The organism is Actinophytocola sp. (assembly GCF_036402745.1).
Taxonomy (GTDB): Bacteria; Actinomycetota; Actinomycetes; order Mycobacteriales; family Pseudonocardiaceae; genus Actinophytocola.
Map to the genome: position 1 here is coordinate 1 of NZ_DASWSJ010000396.1, position 15,984 is coordinate 15,984.

Consider the following 15,984-nt stretch of genomic DNA (forward strand, 5'->3'; position numbering starts at 1 on the left):
ACGACGAAGTCGCCGTGGCCGCCGTAGCCGAGCACCGGCTCGGCGTACTGGGTGCCGTCGAAGGTGAGCAGCCACCAGCCGTCGCGCACCGGGACGACCATCGGGTGCGGGATGTTGGTGCCGTACGGCGCGTTCAGCGTGCCCAGCAACCGCATGCGCAGGTCGTAGACCTTGTACTCGCGCGCGTCCCCGTCGCTGGCCAGCACGTACCACGTCGACCCGAAGCGCTGGACGATCGTGCCCTCGGTCTGGTCCACCGACGTGTCCGCGCCGAGCAGGGCCAGGCCCTCGGCGTAGTCGGCGCCGCGCGGGCCCGCGGCCAGCGCGGGGTGGAACACGAAGGCCGGCTGCTGGGCCGGGCTCTCCACGAACGCCACGTGCCACCGGCCGCCGATCCGGGTGAGCGCCGGGTCCCACGAGCTCACGTCGGTGGGCAGGGGCAGTTGCCCGGTGGCCAGGACGTGCACGCCGGACAGCACGTTCGCGGTCGTCGCGACGTGGCGCACGTGCACGCCGGCGAAGTCGAAGTCACCCCAGGAGCTCATGGCCAGGATGAACCGGCCGCGGTCGTGGACGATCTGGCCGGCGTGGTCACCCAGCACCACTCCGTCGCGCGCGAAGAACAAGGTGGCGACCTGCTCCAGCCGGGTCGGGTCGGCGAGGTCCAGCGTCCACACCGCCCAGTGCGCCTGCTGGAAGAAGCCCAGCCCGGCGTTGGTGAGCGTGAGGTAGAGCTTGCCGTCGCGGATGAAGGGCCGGCCGTCGGCGTGCTGGACGACGTGCGGGTCACGCACGCCGGCCTGGCCGAAGTACCCGGCGCGGACGCGGCCGAGCAGCGCGTCGCCGCGACCGCCGTAGCCGTAGCTCAGCCGGCCGAGCACCTGCGGGTCACGCAGGTCGATCAGCGCGCGCACGCCGTTCCGCTCGGTCAGCAGGGGCTGCCAGCCGGTGCCCGTCCCGGTGGGGTCGGCGAGCACGGTCACCGCGTTCTCGTTGACCACGACGGCGAACCCGAACGGCGCGGTCAGCGCCGCGGGCGCCGACCGCACGACCGTGCCGTCGACCTCGATCGCGACCCGGCCGCTCGCCGCGTCGTAGCTGCCGAGCACCGACCGGCCCGCGCCGACGAGCCCGGCCACGACGGCCCCGGTCAGCGAGCGGACCTCGACCAGCACCGACCCGTAGGGCGCCCGCGGCCGCACGCCGGTCTCGACGAGCGTGGACCGCACCCGCCCGACGGCGGTGTCGTACTGGACGAACCGGGGCGCGATCAGGTCGAACGGCCGGTACTTGTGCCGGATGTGGAACTCAAGGTCGAGCGGGTTGGCGCCGGGCGCGGCACCCGCGCTCGCCAGGCCGGGTGCGGCGAGCCCGGTGAGCCCGGCCAGGCCGGTCGCCATGAGCATGGTGCGCCGATCGAAGTGGTGGACCACGTCGTCCTCCTCCAGTGCAGGGTTTCGCCTCGACCTTAGGGTCGGCCCATGCGGACACGCAGATCGATCGTTTCGGGCTCGAGATCGAGGTGACCGCGTGTGTGCGAAGGGATACGCACTGGACGGCGGAGTGACCGTGGCGCGGGGGCTCGGGTAACGTTCGGCCAGTGACTCGGGACGCACAGCAGGCTCCGGCAGTGATCGACACCAGCAAGCCAAGCGTCGCGCGCGTGTATGACTGCTTCCTCGGCGGCAAGGACAACTACGAGGTCGACCGCCAGGTGTTCCAGCAGGTCGACGACGTCGCGCCGCAGATGAAGCAGCTCGCGCGCGACCACCGTAACTGGTTGGTCCGGGTGACCCGCTTCCTCGCGGGCGAGGCGGGGATCGACCAGTTCATCGACTGCGGCGCCGGGCTGCCCACCGCGGAGAACACCCACCAGGCCGCGCAGCGGATGAACCCGGAGGTCCGGGTGGTCTACGTCGACAACGACCCCGTGGTCGCGGCGCACGGCCGGGCGCTGCTCGAGGAGAACGACCGCACCCACCTGGTGATGGCCGACCTCACCAAGCCCGACGAGGTCTTCGACGACCCCACGGTCACCCGGTATGTCGACCTCGACCGGCCGATCGCGCTGATCCAGTGCAGCACGATCCACCACGTGTCGGACGCCGAGAAGCCGCGGGAGATCATGCAGCGCTACATCGAGCGGCTGCCGTCGGGCTCCTACCTCGCGCTCACGCACTTCTACGACCCGCAGGACGGCAGCGAGGCCAGCAAGCTCGCCCGCTTCGTCGAGGACATCTTCGCCAACGGTCCGATGGGCTCGGGCTACTTCCGCAGCCACGGCGAGATCGAGTCGTTCTTCGGCGGCCTGGAGATGGTCGAGCCCGGCATCGCCCGGCTCAACGACTGGTGGCCGGACGGCCCGCTGCTCAGCGCCCGCACCGCCGAGGACGAGGTGCTCATCGGCGGGGTCGCGCGCAAGCCGTGAGGGCATAGGCTCCGCGGCGTGCGGGGGCAGCCTCAACCTGCCCCCGCACCCCGTTCGTCAGGCCGGCACGACGCGCACCCGGCGCAGTTCGACATCAGCGGTCGCGATGCGGACCGCGATGGTCGAGCCGTGCACGGGCTCGGTCACCCAGGCGCCGCGCAGCAGCAGCCCCGGCACCCCCGGCGCGGTGTCGACGAGCGCGCCGAACGGCAGCACCTTGGTGACGACCGCGTCGAAGGCGCGGCCGTCCCCGTGCTGGGCGAGGAACTCCTGCCAGACAGCGGCAGAGACGTGGGACATGTGATCACCTCCTTCCGTGTCCCTGTAGGGGAAACACGCAGGAGGGGCGGACCCCTGGCCCGCCGGGCCATCACGGCCCGGCCGGGAACCTCGTTCGCTCGTGGCCTCGGAGGGCCGACCCGGCAGTCACGGCGCAAACGGTAGCAGGGACACGGCCATGCGGGCGATCTTCCTCGACGGTCGGTTCCCACTGTCGATACGTTCGACGGGCACTCTCCAACTACCGGGAGGATCGAGGACATGCCCATCGCGACCGAGCCGATCGGCAGCATGCCACGACCGAAGTACCTGCTGGACGGGCTGGCCGACCTCGCGGCCGGCCGGCTCGACCAGGCCGGGCTGGACGCGCTCGCCGAGCGCGCCACCGCGGAGACCGTCCACCGCTTCGAGGAGACCGGCTCGCCGGTCATCACCGACGGCGAGCAGGCCAAGCCGAGCTTCGCGACCTATCCCCTGTCGGGCTTCGACAAGCTCGCGCCGGACGGGGCGGTGATCCCCTTCGCCGACGGGCACACCCGCCAGCTGCCCCGGCTGACCGGCGGGCCGTTCATGTACGGCACGTTCGCCGACCGCTACCTCATCCGGGCGCTGACCCACGCGAGCAGGCCGGTGAAGCAGGCGGTGATCGCGCCGTCCGCGCTGAGCCTGCTGTACCCGGCCGACGGCATCGACGGCTACCCGCGTGACCAGTTCCTCGCCGACCTCGCCGATCAGTCCGAAGAGGACATTCGGCGGTGCCTGTCGGCCAGCGCGGCGTCGGTGCAGCTGGACTTCACCGAGGGCCGCCTTTCGGTGAAGCTCGACCCGTCGAAGGGGCTGCTCCGCAGCTTCGTCGAGCTCAACAACACCGTGCTGGACCGGTTCTCCGCCGACGAGCGGGCCCGGCTGGGCGTGCACACCTGCCCTGGCGGCGACCAGGACTCGGTGCACAGCCTCGACATCGACTACGCGGAGCTGCTGCCGGACCTGTTCCGGCTCAACGTCGGGAACGTCTACCTGCAGCTGGCGAGCGAGCCGGACCGGGCGCGGGTGCTGGACATCGTGCGCGAGCATTCCCGGGCGGACCAAAGGATCTTCGTCGGGGTCATCGACCCGATCGACCCCGAGGTGGAGACGCCGGAGGTGGTGCGCGACAGGGTGCTGGAGGCGGCCGAGTACGTCCCGGTGGACCGGCTCGGCACGTGTGACGACTGCGGCTTCTCCCCGTTCGCCGACGACGTGTCGACCTCGCGCGACACGGCGTTCGCGAAGGTGGCGGCCCGGGTCGAGGGCACGCGGCTGGCCGCGGAACGGTTGGGGGTCTAGACAATGGGACCGCCGGCCGGAGGTTGGGGGGAACCGTCCGGCCGGCGGTTCTAGGTCGCCGGCGCAAGCAAGCCGGGATACGTCGACGGTGCTTCTGGGGGGAGTCACACCGCCGGAAAACCCCAGCTACTTCCTGGCTCCAGGCAGCGACCATCCAGTACAACGGGGAACCCCCCGATTCCGTTCCCGGCCCGCCGTGCCGTTGGTCACGTCCGGCTGACGCGGCGGCGGTACCATCGGTTCAGTCATTCGCCGTCGTCCAGGGACTCGAGCCGTATGCCTTCGTCGCCGACGACGCCACCGAGCCGGGTACTGCTCGTCGAGGACCACGACATGGTCGCGGAGGCCATCGGACAGGCTCTCGAACGCGCCGACGGCATCACGGTCGTCGCGCGGGCGCGGTCCATCGCCGAGGCGCTCGCCGAGACCCAGCGGCACAAGCCGGACGTCGTCGTGCTCGACCGCAGGCTCCCCGACGGCGACGCGATCGGCGCCATCGGCGAGCTGTCCACCACCGGCGCCCGGGTGCTCGTGCTCACCGGTGAGGCCAGCGCGTCGGTCGCCACCCGGGTCGCCGAGGCCGGCGGCGCGGGCCTGGTCCTCAAGTCCTCCCGGCTGGACGAGCTGGAGACCGCGGTCCGCCAGGTCGCGGCCGGCGAGGTGGCGTTCGGGCCGGGCCTGCTCGCCGGCGTGCTCGACCGGCTCACCGGCCGGGTCCGCGGCGCGGGCACCCCGCTCACCGCCCGCGAGCAGGAGACGTTGGTGCTGCTGGCACACGGGGCGAGCACCGAGGAGATCGGCGAGCGGCTCGGCGTCACCCGCAACACCGTGCGCAACCACGTGCAGCGGATCCTCGACAAGCTCGGCGCGCGGTCCAAGCTCGAGGCGGTCGCCATCGCCCGCCGCGAGGGGCTCGTCGACTGATGCGTTTGCACTAGGCGCGATGGGGTCGCTGCGTCTCGCCCTCGGTGCCTCCGTACCGCAGAGTGCAGGCGTGGACGCACAGGCCATGACACCCACCGAGCTTCGCCTCCCGGAGAACCATCGCAGTGCCGCACTGGCACGCGAGTTCACCCGTGACACGCTGACCGGCTGGGGTCTGCACGGTTGGCAGGACGCCGCGCAGGTGGTGTCCGAGCTGGTGAGCAACGTGCTGCTGCACGCACACGGGCAGCCGGTGGTGCGCCTGGTCGAGGTGTCCACGGGGATCCGCGTCGAGGTGTCCGATGACAGTCCCCAGCCGCCGACCGTCGTGCGATCCGGTCCCGGTGGCCTGGGTATGCGTCTGGTAGAGCGCCTGTCCACGGCGTGGGGTGTGTCGAGGCGGGGCCGCGGGAAGGTCGTGTGGTGTGAGCTTCCCGCGGCTCCTGGCCCGACCATGGCATAGGCCGCCCGGCCGCGTCGGGCACAGTTGTGCCATGTCCGACACCGACCCGCCGTCCCGGGAGGCCGACTTCCAGTTGCTCGTCCAAGGGGTGCTGGACAATGCGATCTTCATGCTCGACCCCACCGGGCACGTCCTCAGCTGGAACGCCGGCGCCGAACGCATCAAGGGCTACCGCGCCGAGGAGATCGTCGGCCGGCACTTCTCCGTCTTCTACCCCGAAGCCGACATCGCCGCCGGCAAACCCGCCCGCGAGCTCGAGACCGCCGTCGCCAAAGGGTGGTACGAGGACGAGGGCTGGCGCCTGCGCAAGGACGGCACCCCCTTCTGGGCCAACGTCGTGATCACCGCCCTCCGCGACGACACCGGCGAGCTACGCGGGTTCAGCGAGGTCGCCCGGGACATGACCGGGGCCCGGACCGCCGCGCGAGCGCTGTGGGACAGCGAGGAGCGGTTCCGCCTGCTGGTCCAGAACGTGGTGGACTACGCGATCTTCATGCTCGACCCCACCGGGCACATCCTCAGCTGGAACGCCGGCGCCGAACGCATCAAGGGCTACCGCGCCGAGGAGATCATCGGCCAGCACTTCTCCGTCTTCTACCCCGAAGCCGACATCGCCGCCGACAAACCCGCCCGCGAGCTCGAGACCGCCATCGCCGAGGGCCGCCTCGAGGACGAGGGCTGGCGCCTGCGCAAGGACGGCACCCCCTTCTGGGCCAACGTGGTCATCACCGCCCTCCACGACGACACCGGCCGGCTACGCGGCTTCGGCAAGGTCACCCGCGACCTCACCGAGCGGCGCAGGGCCGAGCAGCAGCTCGACGAGCGGCGCCGGCTGCTGGGCCATCTCGTGCAGGCGCAGGAGAAGGAGCGCCGGCGGATCGCCTGGGACGTGCACGACGACTCCATCCAGTCGATGGTCGCGGTCGGCATGCGGCTCCAGCTCCTGGCCGGCCGGCTGCCCGAGGACCAGGCGGCGACCCTGATGCGGCTCGACGAGGCGGTGCGCGGGACCATCAGCAGGCTGCGCAGCCTGGTGTTCCAGCTGCGCCCGACCGCGATCGACCGGCACGGCCTGGTCAACGCGCTGACCGACTACCTCGGCGACGTGGTCGTGGCCTGGGGCCTCACGCCGACCCTGCGCGCGGAGCTCGCCACCGAGCCGCCCAGCGAGACCGCGATCACGATCTTCCGCATCTGCCAGGAGGCACTCGTCAACGTGCGCAAGCACGCCCGGGCGACGGCCGTCACCATCGACATGGCCAGCGAGGACGGCGGGATCCGCGTCCGGGTGATCGACGACGGCACCGGGTACACCGGGGTCGATGCGCCGCTCGAGCACTTCGGCCTGATCGAGATGCGCGAGCGGGCCGATACGGCGGGCGGCTGGTGGACCATCAGCGGCGTGCCGGGCCGGGGCACCACGGTGGATTTCTGGCTGCCGGCCACCGAACCCGGCCCGGGGCCCGACCTATGACCCCGGAACAGCTGCGGGTGCTCATCTCCGACGACGACCCCATGATCCGCGACGCACTGCGCGACGTCCTGGAGGCCGAGCCCGACATCGCGGTCGTGGCCGTGGCCGGGGACGCCGACGAGGCCATCGCGCTCGCCGAGCAGCACTCCCCCGCCGTGGCCGTGCTCGACGTCCGCATGCCCGGCGGCGGCGGCCCGCGCGCCGCCCGCGAGATCCGGGTGCGGTCGCCGCACACGAGGATCCTGGCGTTCTCGGCCTACGACGACTCGGGCACGGTGGCCGAGATGACCAGGGCGGGGATCGTCGAGTACCTGCTGAAGGGCGCACCGAACACGGAGATCGTCGCGGCCGTGCGCCGGGTCGGCACCCGGTAGCTCTGCCCACTGGCCACTTCCGGCCAACCCCAGCGCGCCCAGACCCGCTGTGATCTCCTAGCCCCATGACCCGACAAGCCGCGGCGACGCTCCTTGCCGCGCTCCTGGCGCTGACCGCCTGCACGACGAGGACGGGCGCGGAAGCCCCAGAGACCACCACCACCCCGTCCGAGCGAACGACCCGGGTGTCCACGACGACGACCACAACGACAACCACGACGACGACCACGCCAACCCCCACGACGGCCGCGGACGGCACGACCGTGGCGGCGTGCACGGACGGCACCTGCGAGGTCCAGCTGACCGGCCCTGGAACGATCCCGGTGAACCCGGCCCTGGGCCTGGCGGCGATAACGATCCAGTCCATCACGGGCGACGCGGTGGCAACGACGATGACGATCGCGGGAACAAGCTTCTCGATGGACTGCACGGGCGACGACCGTTGCCAGACGTCGTTCGTGGGCACCACCCCCCCGACGGTCTACGCGACAGGCCACCCAGGAGCGAAGATCACGGTGAACAAGGTGACCATCGAGGTGGCGGCAGCGGCGAACGGCAGGGCAATCCTCCGTCTATCCACATAGGAAAGCCGGGCGCCGGCGACGCGAGCGGCGACGGGCGGGCCCGCCCGAAGGCAGGCCCGCCCCGACAAGAAGAACTACCGGTAGACCCGAACGTAGTCGATCACCATGTTCTGCGGCAGCACGGTCCCCCCACCAGGAGGCCCGGGCCAGTCCCCACCAATGGCGTTGTTGAGGATGATGAAGAACGGGTGATCGAACACCCACGGCCCGCGAGTCGACTCCAACGCCGCCCGGTCCACGGTGAAGAACGGGTTGCTGTCCACGAAGAACGTCATGTGCGCCGAGTCCCACTCCACGGCGAACACGTGGAACGCCCCACCCGCGGCCGAGCCGAAGTCGAACGGTGCCCCGTACCCGCCGCCGCCGAAGTAGGCCGGCGCGTGCAACGTCGAGTGCACCAGGTTCGGCTCGCGGCCGATGTGCTCGAGGATGTCGATCTCACCGGAGTACGGCCACGGCGTGCCGGCGAAGAAGTTCGAGCCCAGCATCCAGAACGCGGGCCACAACCCCTGCGTCGTCGAGACCTTGATGCGTGCCTCGACCCGGCCGTAGGTCGTGTCGAACTTCCCGTGCGTGTTGATCCGGCCCGACGTGTACTGGCACGTCGTCGCGCCACCGCTGTTCGGGTCCGGCGGGCACGCCGAGCCCGGCGTGACCTCGCGCCGCGCCTGGATCACCAGGTTGCCGGCGCCGTCCATCCGCGCGTTGTTGTTGTTCGTGTAGTACTGCAGCTCGTTGTTCACGCCCGGCCCGACCTCGGGTGTCCACTTGGCAGGGTCGGGAGTGGACCCGTTGGCACCGTTGAACTCGTCGCTCCACGCGAGCCGGGTGAAGTTCGGCGCGGGTGGGGGCGGCGGAGGCGGCGTGGGCGCGCCACCGGTGCCGTACACCTGGAACTCCCACAGCGAGTAGCCGTAGCCGTTGGACCGCTGGGTGCCGTACATCCGCACGTACCGGCCGGTGCCCGACACGGTCAGCGTCTCCTTGAAGCCGCGGCCGGCGGTGGTGGTGTAGATCGTCCGCCAGTTGGCGTTGTCGTCCGAGACCTGGATCTGGTAGGACACCGCGTAGGCCGGGTCCCACTGCAGCACGACCTTGCTGACCGTCGCGGTGGCACCCAGGTCGATCGTGATCCAGCCCGGGTCCACCCAGCCGTTGGTGGCGCTGGTGGCCCACCGGGTGGCCGGGTCGTAGTCCGTCACCTTGGCCGGCGTGCACCCGCCGCAGGCGCCGTCGTTCTGATAGGTCGACGCGGTGGCCGGCTTTCCGTACGACAGCAGGCCGTCCGGGCCGGGCCCGGTGCTGCCGTTGCCGTAGACCTGGAACTCCCACAGCGAGTAGCCGTACTGGGTGGCCCGCGCGGTGAGCTGCAGCCGCACGTACCGGCCGGTGCCGGTGACGGCGAGCGTCTGGTCGCCACCCGTGCCGGCGCTCGTTGTGTACACAGTGGACCATGCGGTGGCGTCGCTGGAGACCTGCACGGTGAACGCCCGCGCGTAGGCGGCCTCCCAGTTCAGCCGCACCTCCTGGATGGCGGCGCCGGCGCCGAGGTCCACCTGGATCCACTGCGGGTCGGTGAACTGGCTCGACCACCGGGTGCCCAGATTGCCGTCGACCGCGGCGGTGCCCGGGAAGGCGGCCGACTCCGACGAGGACACGGTGACCGGTCGGTTCTGGGAGAGCAGGACGCCGGCCGCCGCCGCTTGGCCGGGCGCCTGGACCAGGGTGATCGCGAGGGCGGCGACCACCCCCATGGACAAGAACCAGCGGCGGGGCCGCCAGGACGAGAACGATTTCATGCGTGCTCCTTTGCACGCGACGGGACAGATGCCGTCAGCGCGACAGGAAAGAAGGAAGAGAGGCAGGGGACGCGTGAGAGCGCTCTCTCCGGACAGAGAGTGCCGCCCGAGCTACCTGGTGTCAAGAGTGTCCGGTTTCAGCCGCCTTATGGCACTGCCCGCTAGGCCGAACGGACGCTATTTGTTCCTGTGCAGAACAAAATCGTTGACCGTGCGTGTGAGCCACGTCATGCTCTGTTGTGAGAGCGCTCTCTCGTGACCCTGCAAATCTAGGACCTCGAGGGAGTTTGTCTTCAATGGGGAAGAAAATGACTAGATGGCGCGCCTTCACCAAGTTCGGGCTGGTGCTGACGCTCGTCGCCGGGGCACTCGCCGGTGTCGGCCTCACGGGCCGGCAGCACGCGGACGCCGTGATCCGGGTCGCCGAGTTCCCGGCTGACTGCCAGCTGAGCCACCGGCTTCCGGACGATCCGATCGTGTTCCCCCGCCTGCCGGGGGCCTCGCACTCGCACGACTTCTTCGGCAACCACGCCACCGACGCCAACTCCGACTACGCGCAGCTGGCCGGCGCCACCGGCAACTGCGACCCCGCCGTGGACATCTCGTCGTACTGGGTGCCGACGATGTTCCGCGTCAACACGCCGATCGTGCCGAGCGGCATCACGTTCTACTACCTCGGTGAGGGCGTGAACAACCCGGCCGCGACGCAGCCGACCCCGGTCGGGCTCAAGATCGTCGCCGGCAACGCGAAGGCGACCGGCGACGTGGACAGCATCGCCCGGTGGTCGTGCCTGCACGCCGGGCAGGTGAACCCGTCGAAGAACTTCGTGACCTGCCCGGCCGGCACGCAGCTGGAGACCTATTTGGACTTCCCGCAGTGCTGGAACGGCACGAGCCTGGACTCGGCGGACCACAAGAGCCACATGGCCTACCCGGTGGCCGGGAACTGCCCGTCCTCGCACCCGGTGCAGGTCCCGAAGCTGCGCATGGTGCTGCGCTACCCGGTGAACGGCGACCCGTCGCAGCTGCGGCTGGCCTCCGGTGACGGGCGCACGATGCACGGCGACTTCTTCAACGTGTGGCCGGCCCCCGAGATGGAGCGGCGGGTGCGCGACTGCATCCGGCCGGTGATCAAGTGCGGCCACGACGGGCGTCCTCTGTGACGCTGCTCCGCATCGTGCTGATCATCCTGCTGGCCACGGGCATCGGCGCCTGTGGCCAGCAGGCCCCTTCCGGCGGCGCCCCGACCTACGCCCCGCCCGCGCCGACCGCCGAGCCGCTGCCGGCGGTGGCACCGGGCGGCTTCGGCGTCACCGAGCGGGCGTTCGCCGAGCTGTCCATCGCGTGCGACGACCAGGCGGTGAAGCTGCTCGACCTCGGCGCGGCGCGGGCGAGCGCCCCCGCGTTGCGTTCCTACGCCTCGGCGCTCGCCGCGGCCCGGCGCGCGGAGCTCGCAGAACTGCACGGCCTGCTGGACGCGGCGGCGGTGACGTATGTGAACCAGCACGAGGGGCACGACATGCCCGGGATGCCGACGGAGTCGGAGCTGACCGCGCTGACCGCGCTGGGCAAGGCCACCGACTTCGACGCGACGCTGGTCGAGCTGATCCTGGCGCACCTGTCGGAGTCCGCGACGGTGGCCGACTCGGCGGCGAACCAGGTGACCCACCCGGCGACGAAGGATCTGGCGCAGCGGATGTCCGCCGCGCGGGCCGCGTCGCTGGCCGAGCTGAACGGCCTGAGCTGACCATCGTCGAACCCGGCCCCGGGTATAAAGAAGCCGTGCCCTCCTCCTCGCCGCGCCGCGTCACGCTGGAGGAGGTGGCCAGGGTCGCCGGCGTGTCCCGGGCGACGGCGTCCCGAGTGGTCAACGGCGTGCCGAGCGTCGACGAGACCATCCGCGAGGCGGTCCAGCGGGCGATCGCCGACACCGGCTACCTGCCGAACCTGGCCGCCCGGTCCCTCGTGACCCGCCGGGCCGACGCGATCGCGCTCGTGCTGCCCGAAGAGGACCGGATGCTGGGCGACCCGTTCTTCGGCCGGGTCGTGCGCGGCGTGATGACGGTGATCGGGCCGAGCGGGGTGCACCTCGTCCTGATGACCACCCGGGAGAACACGCGCTCGCAGGTCGTGTCGGACCTGCAGCGCGGCCGGCTGGACGGCGTGATCCTCATTCATACGGATCCGCTGGACCCGTTGCCCCGCTTGCTCGTCGAGGCCCGGTTCCCGGTGGTGCTGTCCTCGCGGCCCACCCAGCCGCTGCCGATCACGTATGTCGATGTCGACCAGGCCGAGGGTGCCGCGCTGGCCGCCCGCCACCTGCTGGCCCTGGGCCGCACCCGCGTCGCGACGATCGCCGGCCCGCAGCACACCTCCGCCGGCCAGGACAGGCTCACGGGTTTCCGCGAGACGATGGCCGACCCCGAGCTGGTCTGGGTGGAGGGCGACTTCACCCGCGAGAGCGGGACGGCGGGGATGTCGGCGCTGCTGTCCCGCCATCCCGGTCTCGACGGCGTGTTCGCGGCGTCGGACCTGATGGCGCAGGGTGCGCTGGCGGTGCTGCGGGCCCATGGGCGCCGGGTGCCGGAGGACGTGGCCGTGGTGGGCTTCGACGACAGCTCGGCGGCCCTGGCGTGCGAGCCCCCGCTGACGACGGTGCGCCAGCCGGTGGAGGACATGGCCGCGGAGATGGCGCGCCTGCTGCTGCGCCAGATCGACAACCCGGAGACGCCGACGAGCACCGCGATCTTCGACCCGACCATGGTGCACCGCGAGTCGGCCTGACCTTCGCGAGCCGGCCAAGGCGAGGCCTCCGGCGACTTCCGCCCGGCGTTCTGCCACCGGAAACGGCCGCCTCCAAGCACGAGATCATCGGGCACGGCGAGCGCGATCCGCACCGGCGAACCCCGGTCACGCAGAGCCATCCCGATTCACCCGAAGGTGCAGATGCACGTGCAGATGCACGTTCGCTATCGTAGTGCGCGGGGGACAACTCTTACCTGGGAACCGCCATGACCGTAGAGCACCCGCCCGACGAGCCGGCCCAGCCGCGACCCTCGTGGATCCCTCTCGCCGACAAGATTCTGTCCGACTGGCGCCGCACCTGCCGGTTGATCGTCCTCCTGGCCGTCATCGCCGCGCTGGCCGTGCTCACCTTGCTGCTGCTCGAGCTCGACCTGACCATCGGACCGGTCCACATAGCCGGCTGAGCAGGCGGTCACGGGTTCAGCCCCCGGCCGCCTGCGCCACGCGTTCCTGGGCCTCGGCCAGGTCCTCCGCGGTCGGGGCGTCGTCCTGGGTGAGGCGTCGGCGCCAGTAGCCGGCGAAGTCGATGCGGTTCTTGGGGATCCCCCGGTCGGCCACCAGATGACGGCGCAGCGCGCGGACCACGCCGGCCTCCCCCGCCAGCCACACCGACACCGAGCCCGGCGGGAACGTCGCCGCGCGCACGGCGGCCAGCAACGACTCGCCACGCGAACGGTGTAGCCAACGCACGGCGGGCAGCGGCTGCTCCTCCCCGGCATCGTGAACCTCGACGAAGCCGACGGTCCGCGCGGACGGCAGCGACTCCAGCAACGTGCCGATCGCCGGCAGGGCCGTCTCGTCGCCCGCGAACAGGTACCAGTCACCCGCGGCGAGGGGGCGACGATAGATCTCCGACGGGCCGTAGCGGCCCAGCACCTGACCCGGCGCGGCCGTCAGCGCCCACCGGGTCGCCGGGCCCGAGTCACCGTGCAGCACGAAGTCGATGTCCAGCTCGGCCCGCGACGGCGAGAAGGCGCGGACCGTGAAGCCCCGCATCCATGGCCGCGTGTCCTCCGGGATCGCCAGGAACTCCTGGTACCAGCGCATGTCATCCCCCGACGACGCCGGCAGCAGCGGCATCTCCTGGCTCGCCCGCGGAAAGCACAGCTTCAGCTGCTGGTCCGGCCACCCGACGAACCCGTCGGGTGCCCGGAAGCTCACCCGCTTCATCCGCGGCGTCAGCGACACGACCCGCGTGACCGGAAGCAACCCGACGAGCTCCATCACGCCCCCACGTACGACCGCAGGTGCCGCGCCGTCAGCGTCTCGCCACGCGCGACCAGGTCCGACGGCGTGCCGGTGAACACGATCCGCCCGCCGTCGTGGCCCGCGCCGGGGCCCAGGTCGATCAGCCAGTCGGCGTGCGCCATCACCGCCTGGTGGTGCTCGATCACGATCACCGTGTTCCCCGTGTCTATCAGGCGGTCGAGCAGCGCCAGCAGCTGGTCCACGTCGGCCAGGTGCAGGCCCGAGGTCGGCTCGTCCAACACATAGACAGCCGACTTCTCCGCCATGTTGATCGCCAGCTTCAGCCGCTGCCGCTCGCCGCCGGACAGGGTCGTCAGCGGTTGGCCCAGGCCGAGGTACCCGAGCCCGACGTCGGCGAGCCGGTCGAGGATCACCCGGGCCGCGCCCGAGGTGAAGAACTCCCGCGCCTCGGTGACCGGCATGCCCAGCACCTCGCTGATGTTCTTGCCGCGCAACCGGTAGCCCAGCACCTCGGCGGTGAACCGCTTACCCTCGCACTCCTCGCACACGGACGCGACGCCGGCCATCATCGCGAGGTCGGTGTAGACGAGCCCGAGCCCCTTGCACTTCGGGCACGCGCCCTCGGAGTTCGCGCTGAACAGCGCCGCCTTCACCCCGTTGGCCTTGGCGAACGCCGTGCGGATCGGGTCGAGCAGGCCGGAGTACGTCGCCGGGTTGCTGCGGCGCGAGCCACGGATCGCGGACTGGTCGACCACCACCACACCGTCCCGCTTGGACAGTGAGCCGTGGATCAGCGAGCTCTTGCCCGAGCCGGCGACGCCGGTGACCACGGTGAGCACGCCGAGCGGGAGGTCGACGCTGACGTCCCGCAGGTTGTGCAGCGTGGCGCCGGTGATCGACAGCTGGCCGGTGGGCCGGCGCACCGACACACGCAGCTGGGCACGGTGGTCCAGGTGCCGCCCGGTGAGCGTGCCCGACGCGCGGAGCCCGGGCACGTCGCCGGTGAAGCACACGTGTCCCCCGGCCGACCCGGCGCCGGGCCCGAGGTCGACGACGTGGTCGGCGATCTCGATGGTCTCCGGCTTGTGCTCGACCACGAGCACCGTGTTCCCCTTGTCCCGCAACTGTCGCAGCAGGTCGTTCATTCGCTGGATGTCGTGCGGGTGCAGTCCGACGGTCGGCTCGTCGAACACGTAGGTCACGTCGGTGAGGCTGGACCCGAGGTGGCGCACCATCTTCACCCGCTGCGCCTCGCCACCGGACAATGTGGACGACTCGCGGTCGAGGCTCAGGTAGCCGAGCCCGATGCCGGCCAGCGAGTCGAGCGTCTCGCTCAGCGTGGTGACCAGTGGCGCCACCGACTCCTCGGTGATCTTGCCGAGGAACCCGGAGAGGTCGCTGATCTGCATGGCCGTGCACTCGGCGATGTTGCGCCCGGCGATCCTCGACGACAGCGCGGCCTCGTTGAGCCGGGTGCCGCCACAGTCCGGGCAGGTGCTGAACTTCGCCGCACGGTCGACGAACGCGCGGACGTGCGGCTGCATCGAGTCGCGCTCCTTCACCAGGAACAGCCGGCGCACCTTGACCACGAGCCCCTCGTAGGTCGTGTTCATCTCGGCGAGCTTGACCTTGGTGGCCGGCTTGTGGAGGAAGTCCTCCCACTGCCGCGGGGTGAAGTCGCGCAGCTTCGTGTCCGGGTCGTAGAAGCCGGACTCGGCCATCGACTTCCAGTACCACGAGCCGACGGTGAAGTTGGGGACGGTGATGGCGCCCTCGTTGAGCGACAGGTTGCGGTCCACGAGCTGGTCGATGTCCACATCGGACACCCGGCCCAGGCCCTCACACCTCGGGCACATGCCCTCGGCCAGGTTGAAGCTGAACGCGCCGGACGTGCCGACGTGCGGCTCGCCGAGCCGGCTGAAGACGATCCGCAGCATCGTGTACGCGTCGGTCGCGGTGCCGACGGTGGACCGGGCGTTGGCCCCCATGCGCTCCTGGTCGACGACGATCGCGGCGGAGAGGTTGCGCAGCGCGTCGACGTCCGGCCGGCCGATGCTCGGCATGAACGACTGGAGGAACGCGGTGTAGGTCTCGTTGATCAGCCGCTGCGACTCGGCGGCGATCGTGCCGAAGACGAGGGAGGACTTCCCGGAGCCGGACACGCCGGTGAACACTGTCAGCCTGCGCTTGGGGATGTCGAGCGAGAGGTCGGCCAGGTTGTTCTCCCTGGCGCCGCGTACCTCGATGACGTCGTGGCTGTCGGCCGCATGATTACCCAATGATGTCTCCTTACGGTGTAAAGTGAGCGTACTTTACGCC

General features: G+C 70.9%; 16 protein-coding genes. 11 read left to right on the forward strand and 5 right to left on the reverse strand.

The genetic code is table 11. The features are described from left to right. On the reverse strand, window positions 1-1,433 hold a 1,433-nt coding region (locus tag VGD70_RS34960), incomplete at its 3' end, for a hypothetical protein (RefSeq protein ID WP_331089107.1). Window positions 1,434-1,600: 167 nt separating this feature from the next. On the opposite strand from VGD70_RS34960, the gene VGD70_RS34965 reads away from it, so the two are divergent. After that, on the forward strand, window positions 1,601-2,428 hold the full coding sequence (locus tag VGD70_RS34965; protein ID WP_331089109.1) for an SAM-dependent methyltransferase: 828 nt from the start codon (window positions 1,601-1,603) through the stop codon (window positions 2,426-2,428). Window positions 2,429-2,485: 57 nt separating this feature from the next. Here the strand turns inward: VGD70_RS34965 and VGD70_RS34970 are convergent, their stop codons facing one another. Further along, the gene (locus tag VGD70_RS34970) at window positions 2,486-2,728 is read right to left on the reverse strand and encodes a hypothetical protein (protein WP_331089111.1); all 243 of its coding nucleotides are present in this window, start codon (window positions 2,726-2,728) and stop codon (window positions 2,486-2,488) included. Between the two features lie 240 nt (window positions 2,729-2,968). Between VGD70_RS34970 and VGD70_RS34975 the strand changes: the two genes are divergently transcribed. From VGD70_RS34975 to VGD70_RS35000, 6 genes are all read left to right on the forward strand, one after another. Further along, entirely contained in the window at window positions 2,969-4,033 is a 1,065-nt protein-coding gene (locus VGD70_RS34975) for a cobalamin-independent methionine synthase II family protein (RefSeq protein ID WP_331089113.1), read from the forward strand. 276 nt (window positions 4,034-4,309) lie between these two features. Further along, window positions 4,310-4,957 (forward strand): response regulator transcription factor, encoded by a 648-nt coding sequence (locus VGD70_RS34980; protein ID WP_331089114.1) that lies wholly within the window; start codon window positions 4,310-4,312, stop codon window positions 4,955-4,957. A gap of 70 nt (window positions 4,958-5,027) precedes the next feature. Then, window positions 5,028-5,420 (forward strand): ATP-binding protein, encoded by a 393-nt coding sequence (locus tag VGD70_RS34985; protein ID WP_331089116.1) that lies wholly within the window; start codon window positions 5,028-5,030, stop codon window positions 5,418-5,420. Window positions 5,421-5,451: 31 nt separating this feature from the next. After that, a complete protein-coding gene (locus VGD70_RS34990; RefSeq protein WP_331089118.1) occupies window positions 5,452-6,894 on the forward strand; it encodes a PAS domain S-box protein in 1,443 nt (480 codons plus the stop codon). Beyond that, on the forward strand, window positions 6,891-7,268 hold the full coding sequence (locus VGD70_RS34995; RefSeq protein WP_331089120.1) for a response regulator transcription factor: 378 nt from the start codon (window positions 6,891-6,893) through the stop codon (window positions 7,266-7,268). The genes VGD70_RS34990 and VGD70_RS34995 overlap by 4 nt, the downstream gene beginning before the upstream one ends. 65 nt (window positions 7,269-7,333) lie before the next feature. Continuing rightward, window positions 7,334-7,852, forward strand: a complete 519-nt coding sequence (locus VGD70_RS35000; protein ID WP_331089123.1) for a hypothetical protein — start codon at window positions 7,334-7,336, stop codon at window positions 7,850-7,852. A 74-nt stretch (window positions 7,853-7,926) separates the two neighbouring features. On the opposite strand, the gene VGD70_RS35005 is transcribed toward VGD70_RS35000, so the two are convergent. Further along, window positions 7,927-9,651 (reverse strand): discoidin domain-containing protein, encoded by a 1,725-nt coding sequence (locus VGD70_RS35005; RefSeq protein WP_331089125.1) that lies wholly within the window; start codon window positions 9,649-9,651, stop codon window positions 7,927-7,929. A 308-nt stretch (window positions 9,652-9,959) separates the two neighbouring features. On the opposite strand from VGD70_RS35005, the gene VGD70_RS35010 reads away from it, so the two are divergent. From VGD70_RS35010 to VGD70_RS35025, 4 genes are all read left to right on the forward strand, one after another. Continuing rightward, the gene (locus VGD70_RS35010; protein WP_331089127.1) at window positions 9,960-10,814 is read left to right on the forward strand and encodes a DUF1996 domain-containing protein; all 855 of its coding nucleotides are present in this window, start codon (window positions 9,960-9,962) and stop codon (window positions 10,812-10,814) included. Continuing rightward, window positions 10,811-11,398, forward strand: coding sequence for a DUF305 domain-containing protein (locus tag VGD70_RS35015; protein ID WP_331089129.1), 588 nt, complete (start codon window positions 10,811-10,813; stop codon window positions 11,396-11,398). Before VGD70_RS35010 ends, VGD70_RS35015 begins: the two co-directional genes overlap by 4 nt. Window positions 11,399-11,433: 35 nt before the next feature. Beyond that, complete coding sequence (locus tag VGD70_RS35020) at window positions 11,434-12,435, forward strand: LacI family DNA-binding transcriptional regulator (RefSeq protein WP_331089131.1); 1,002 nt, start codon at window positions 11,434-11,436, stop codon at window positions 12,433-12,435. Window positions 12,436-12,662: 227 nt separating this feature from the next. Beyond that, window positions 12,663-12,860 carry a hypothetical protein gene (locus VGD70_RS35025; RefSeq protein ID WP_331089133.1) on the forward strand — a complete coding sequence of 66 codons (198 nt, stop codon included), beginning with the start codon at window positions 12,663-12,665 and terminating at the stop codon, window positions 12,858-12,860. Window positions 12,861-12,876: 16 nt separating this feature from the next. Here the strand turns inward: VGD70_RS35025 and VGD70_RS35030 are convergent, their stop codons facing one another. Further along, window positions 12,877-13,680, reverse strand: coding sequence for a siderophore-interacting protein (locus VGD70_RS35030; protein WP_331089203.1), 804 nt, complete (start codon window positions 13,678-13,680; stop codon window positions 12,877-12,879). Further along, on the reverse strand, window positions 13,680-15,944 hold the full coding sequence (locus VGD70_RS35035) for an excinuclease ABC subunit UvrA (protein ID WP_331089135.1): 2,265 nt from the start codon (window positions 15,942-15,944) through the stop codon (window positions 13,680-13,682). Before VGD70_RS35035 ends, VGD70_RS35030 begins: the two co-directional genes overlap by 1 nt. Window positions 15,945-15,984 lie beyond the last annotated feature (40 nt).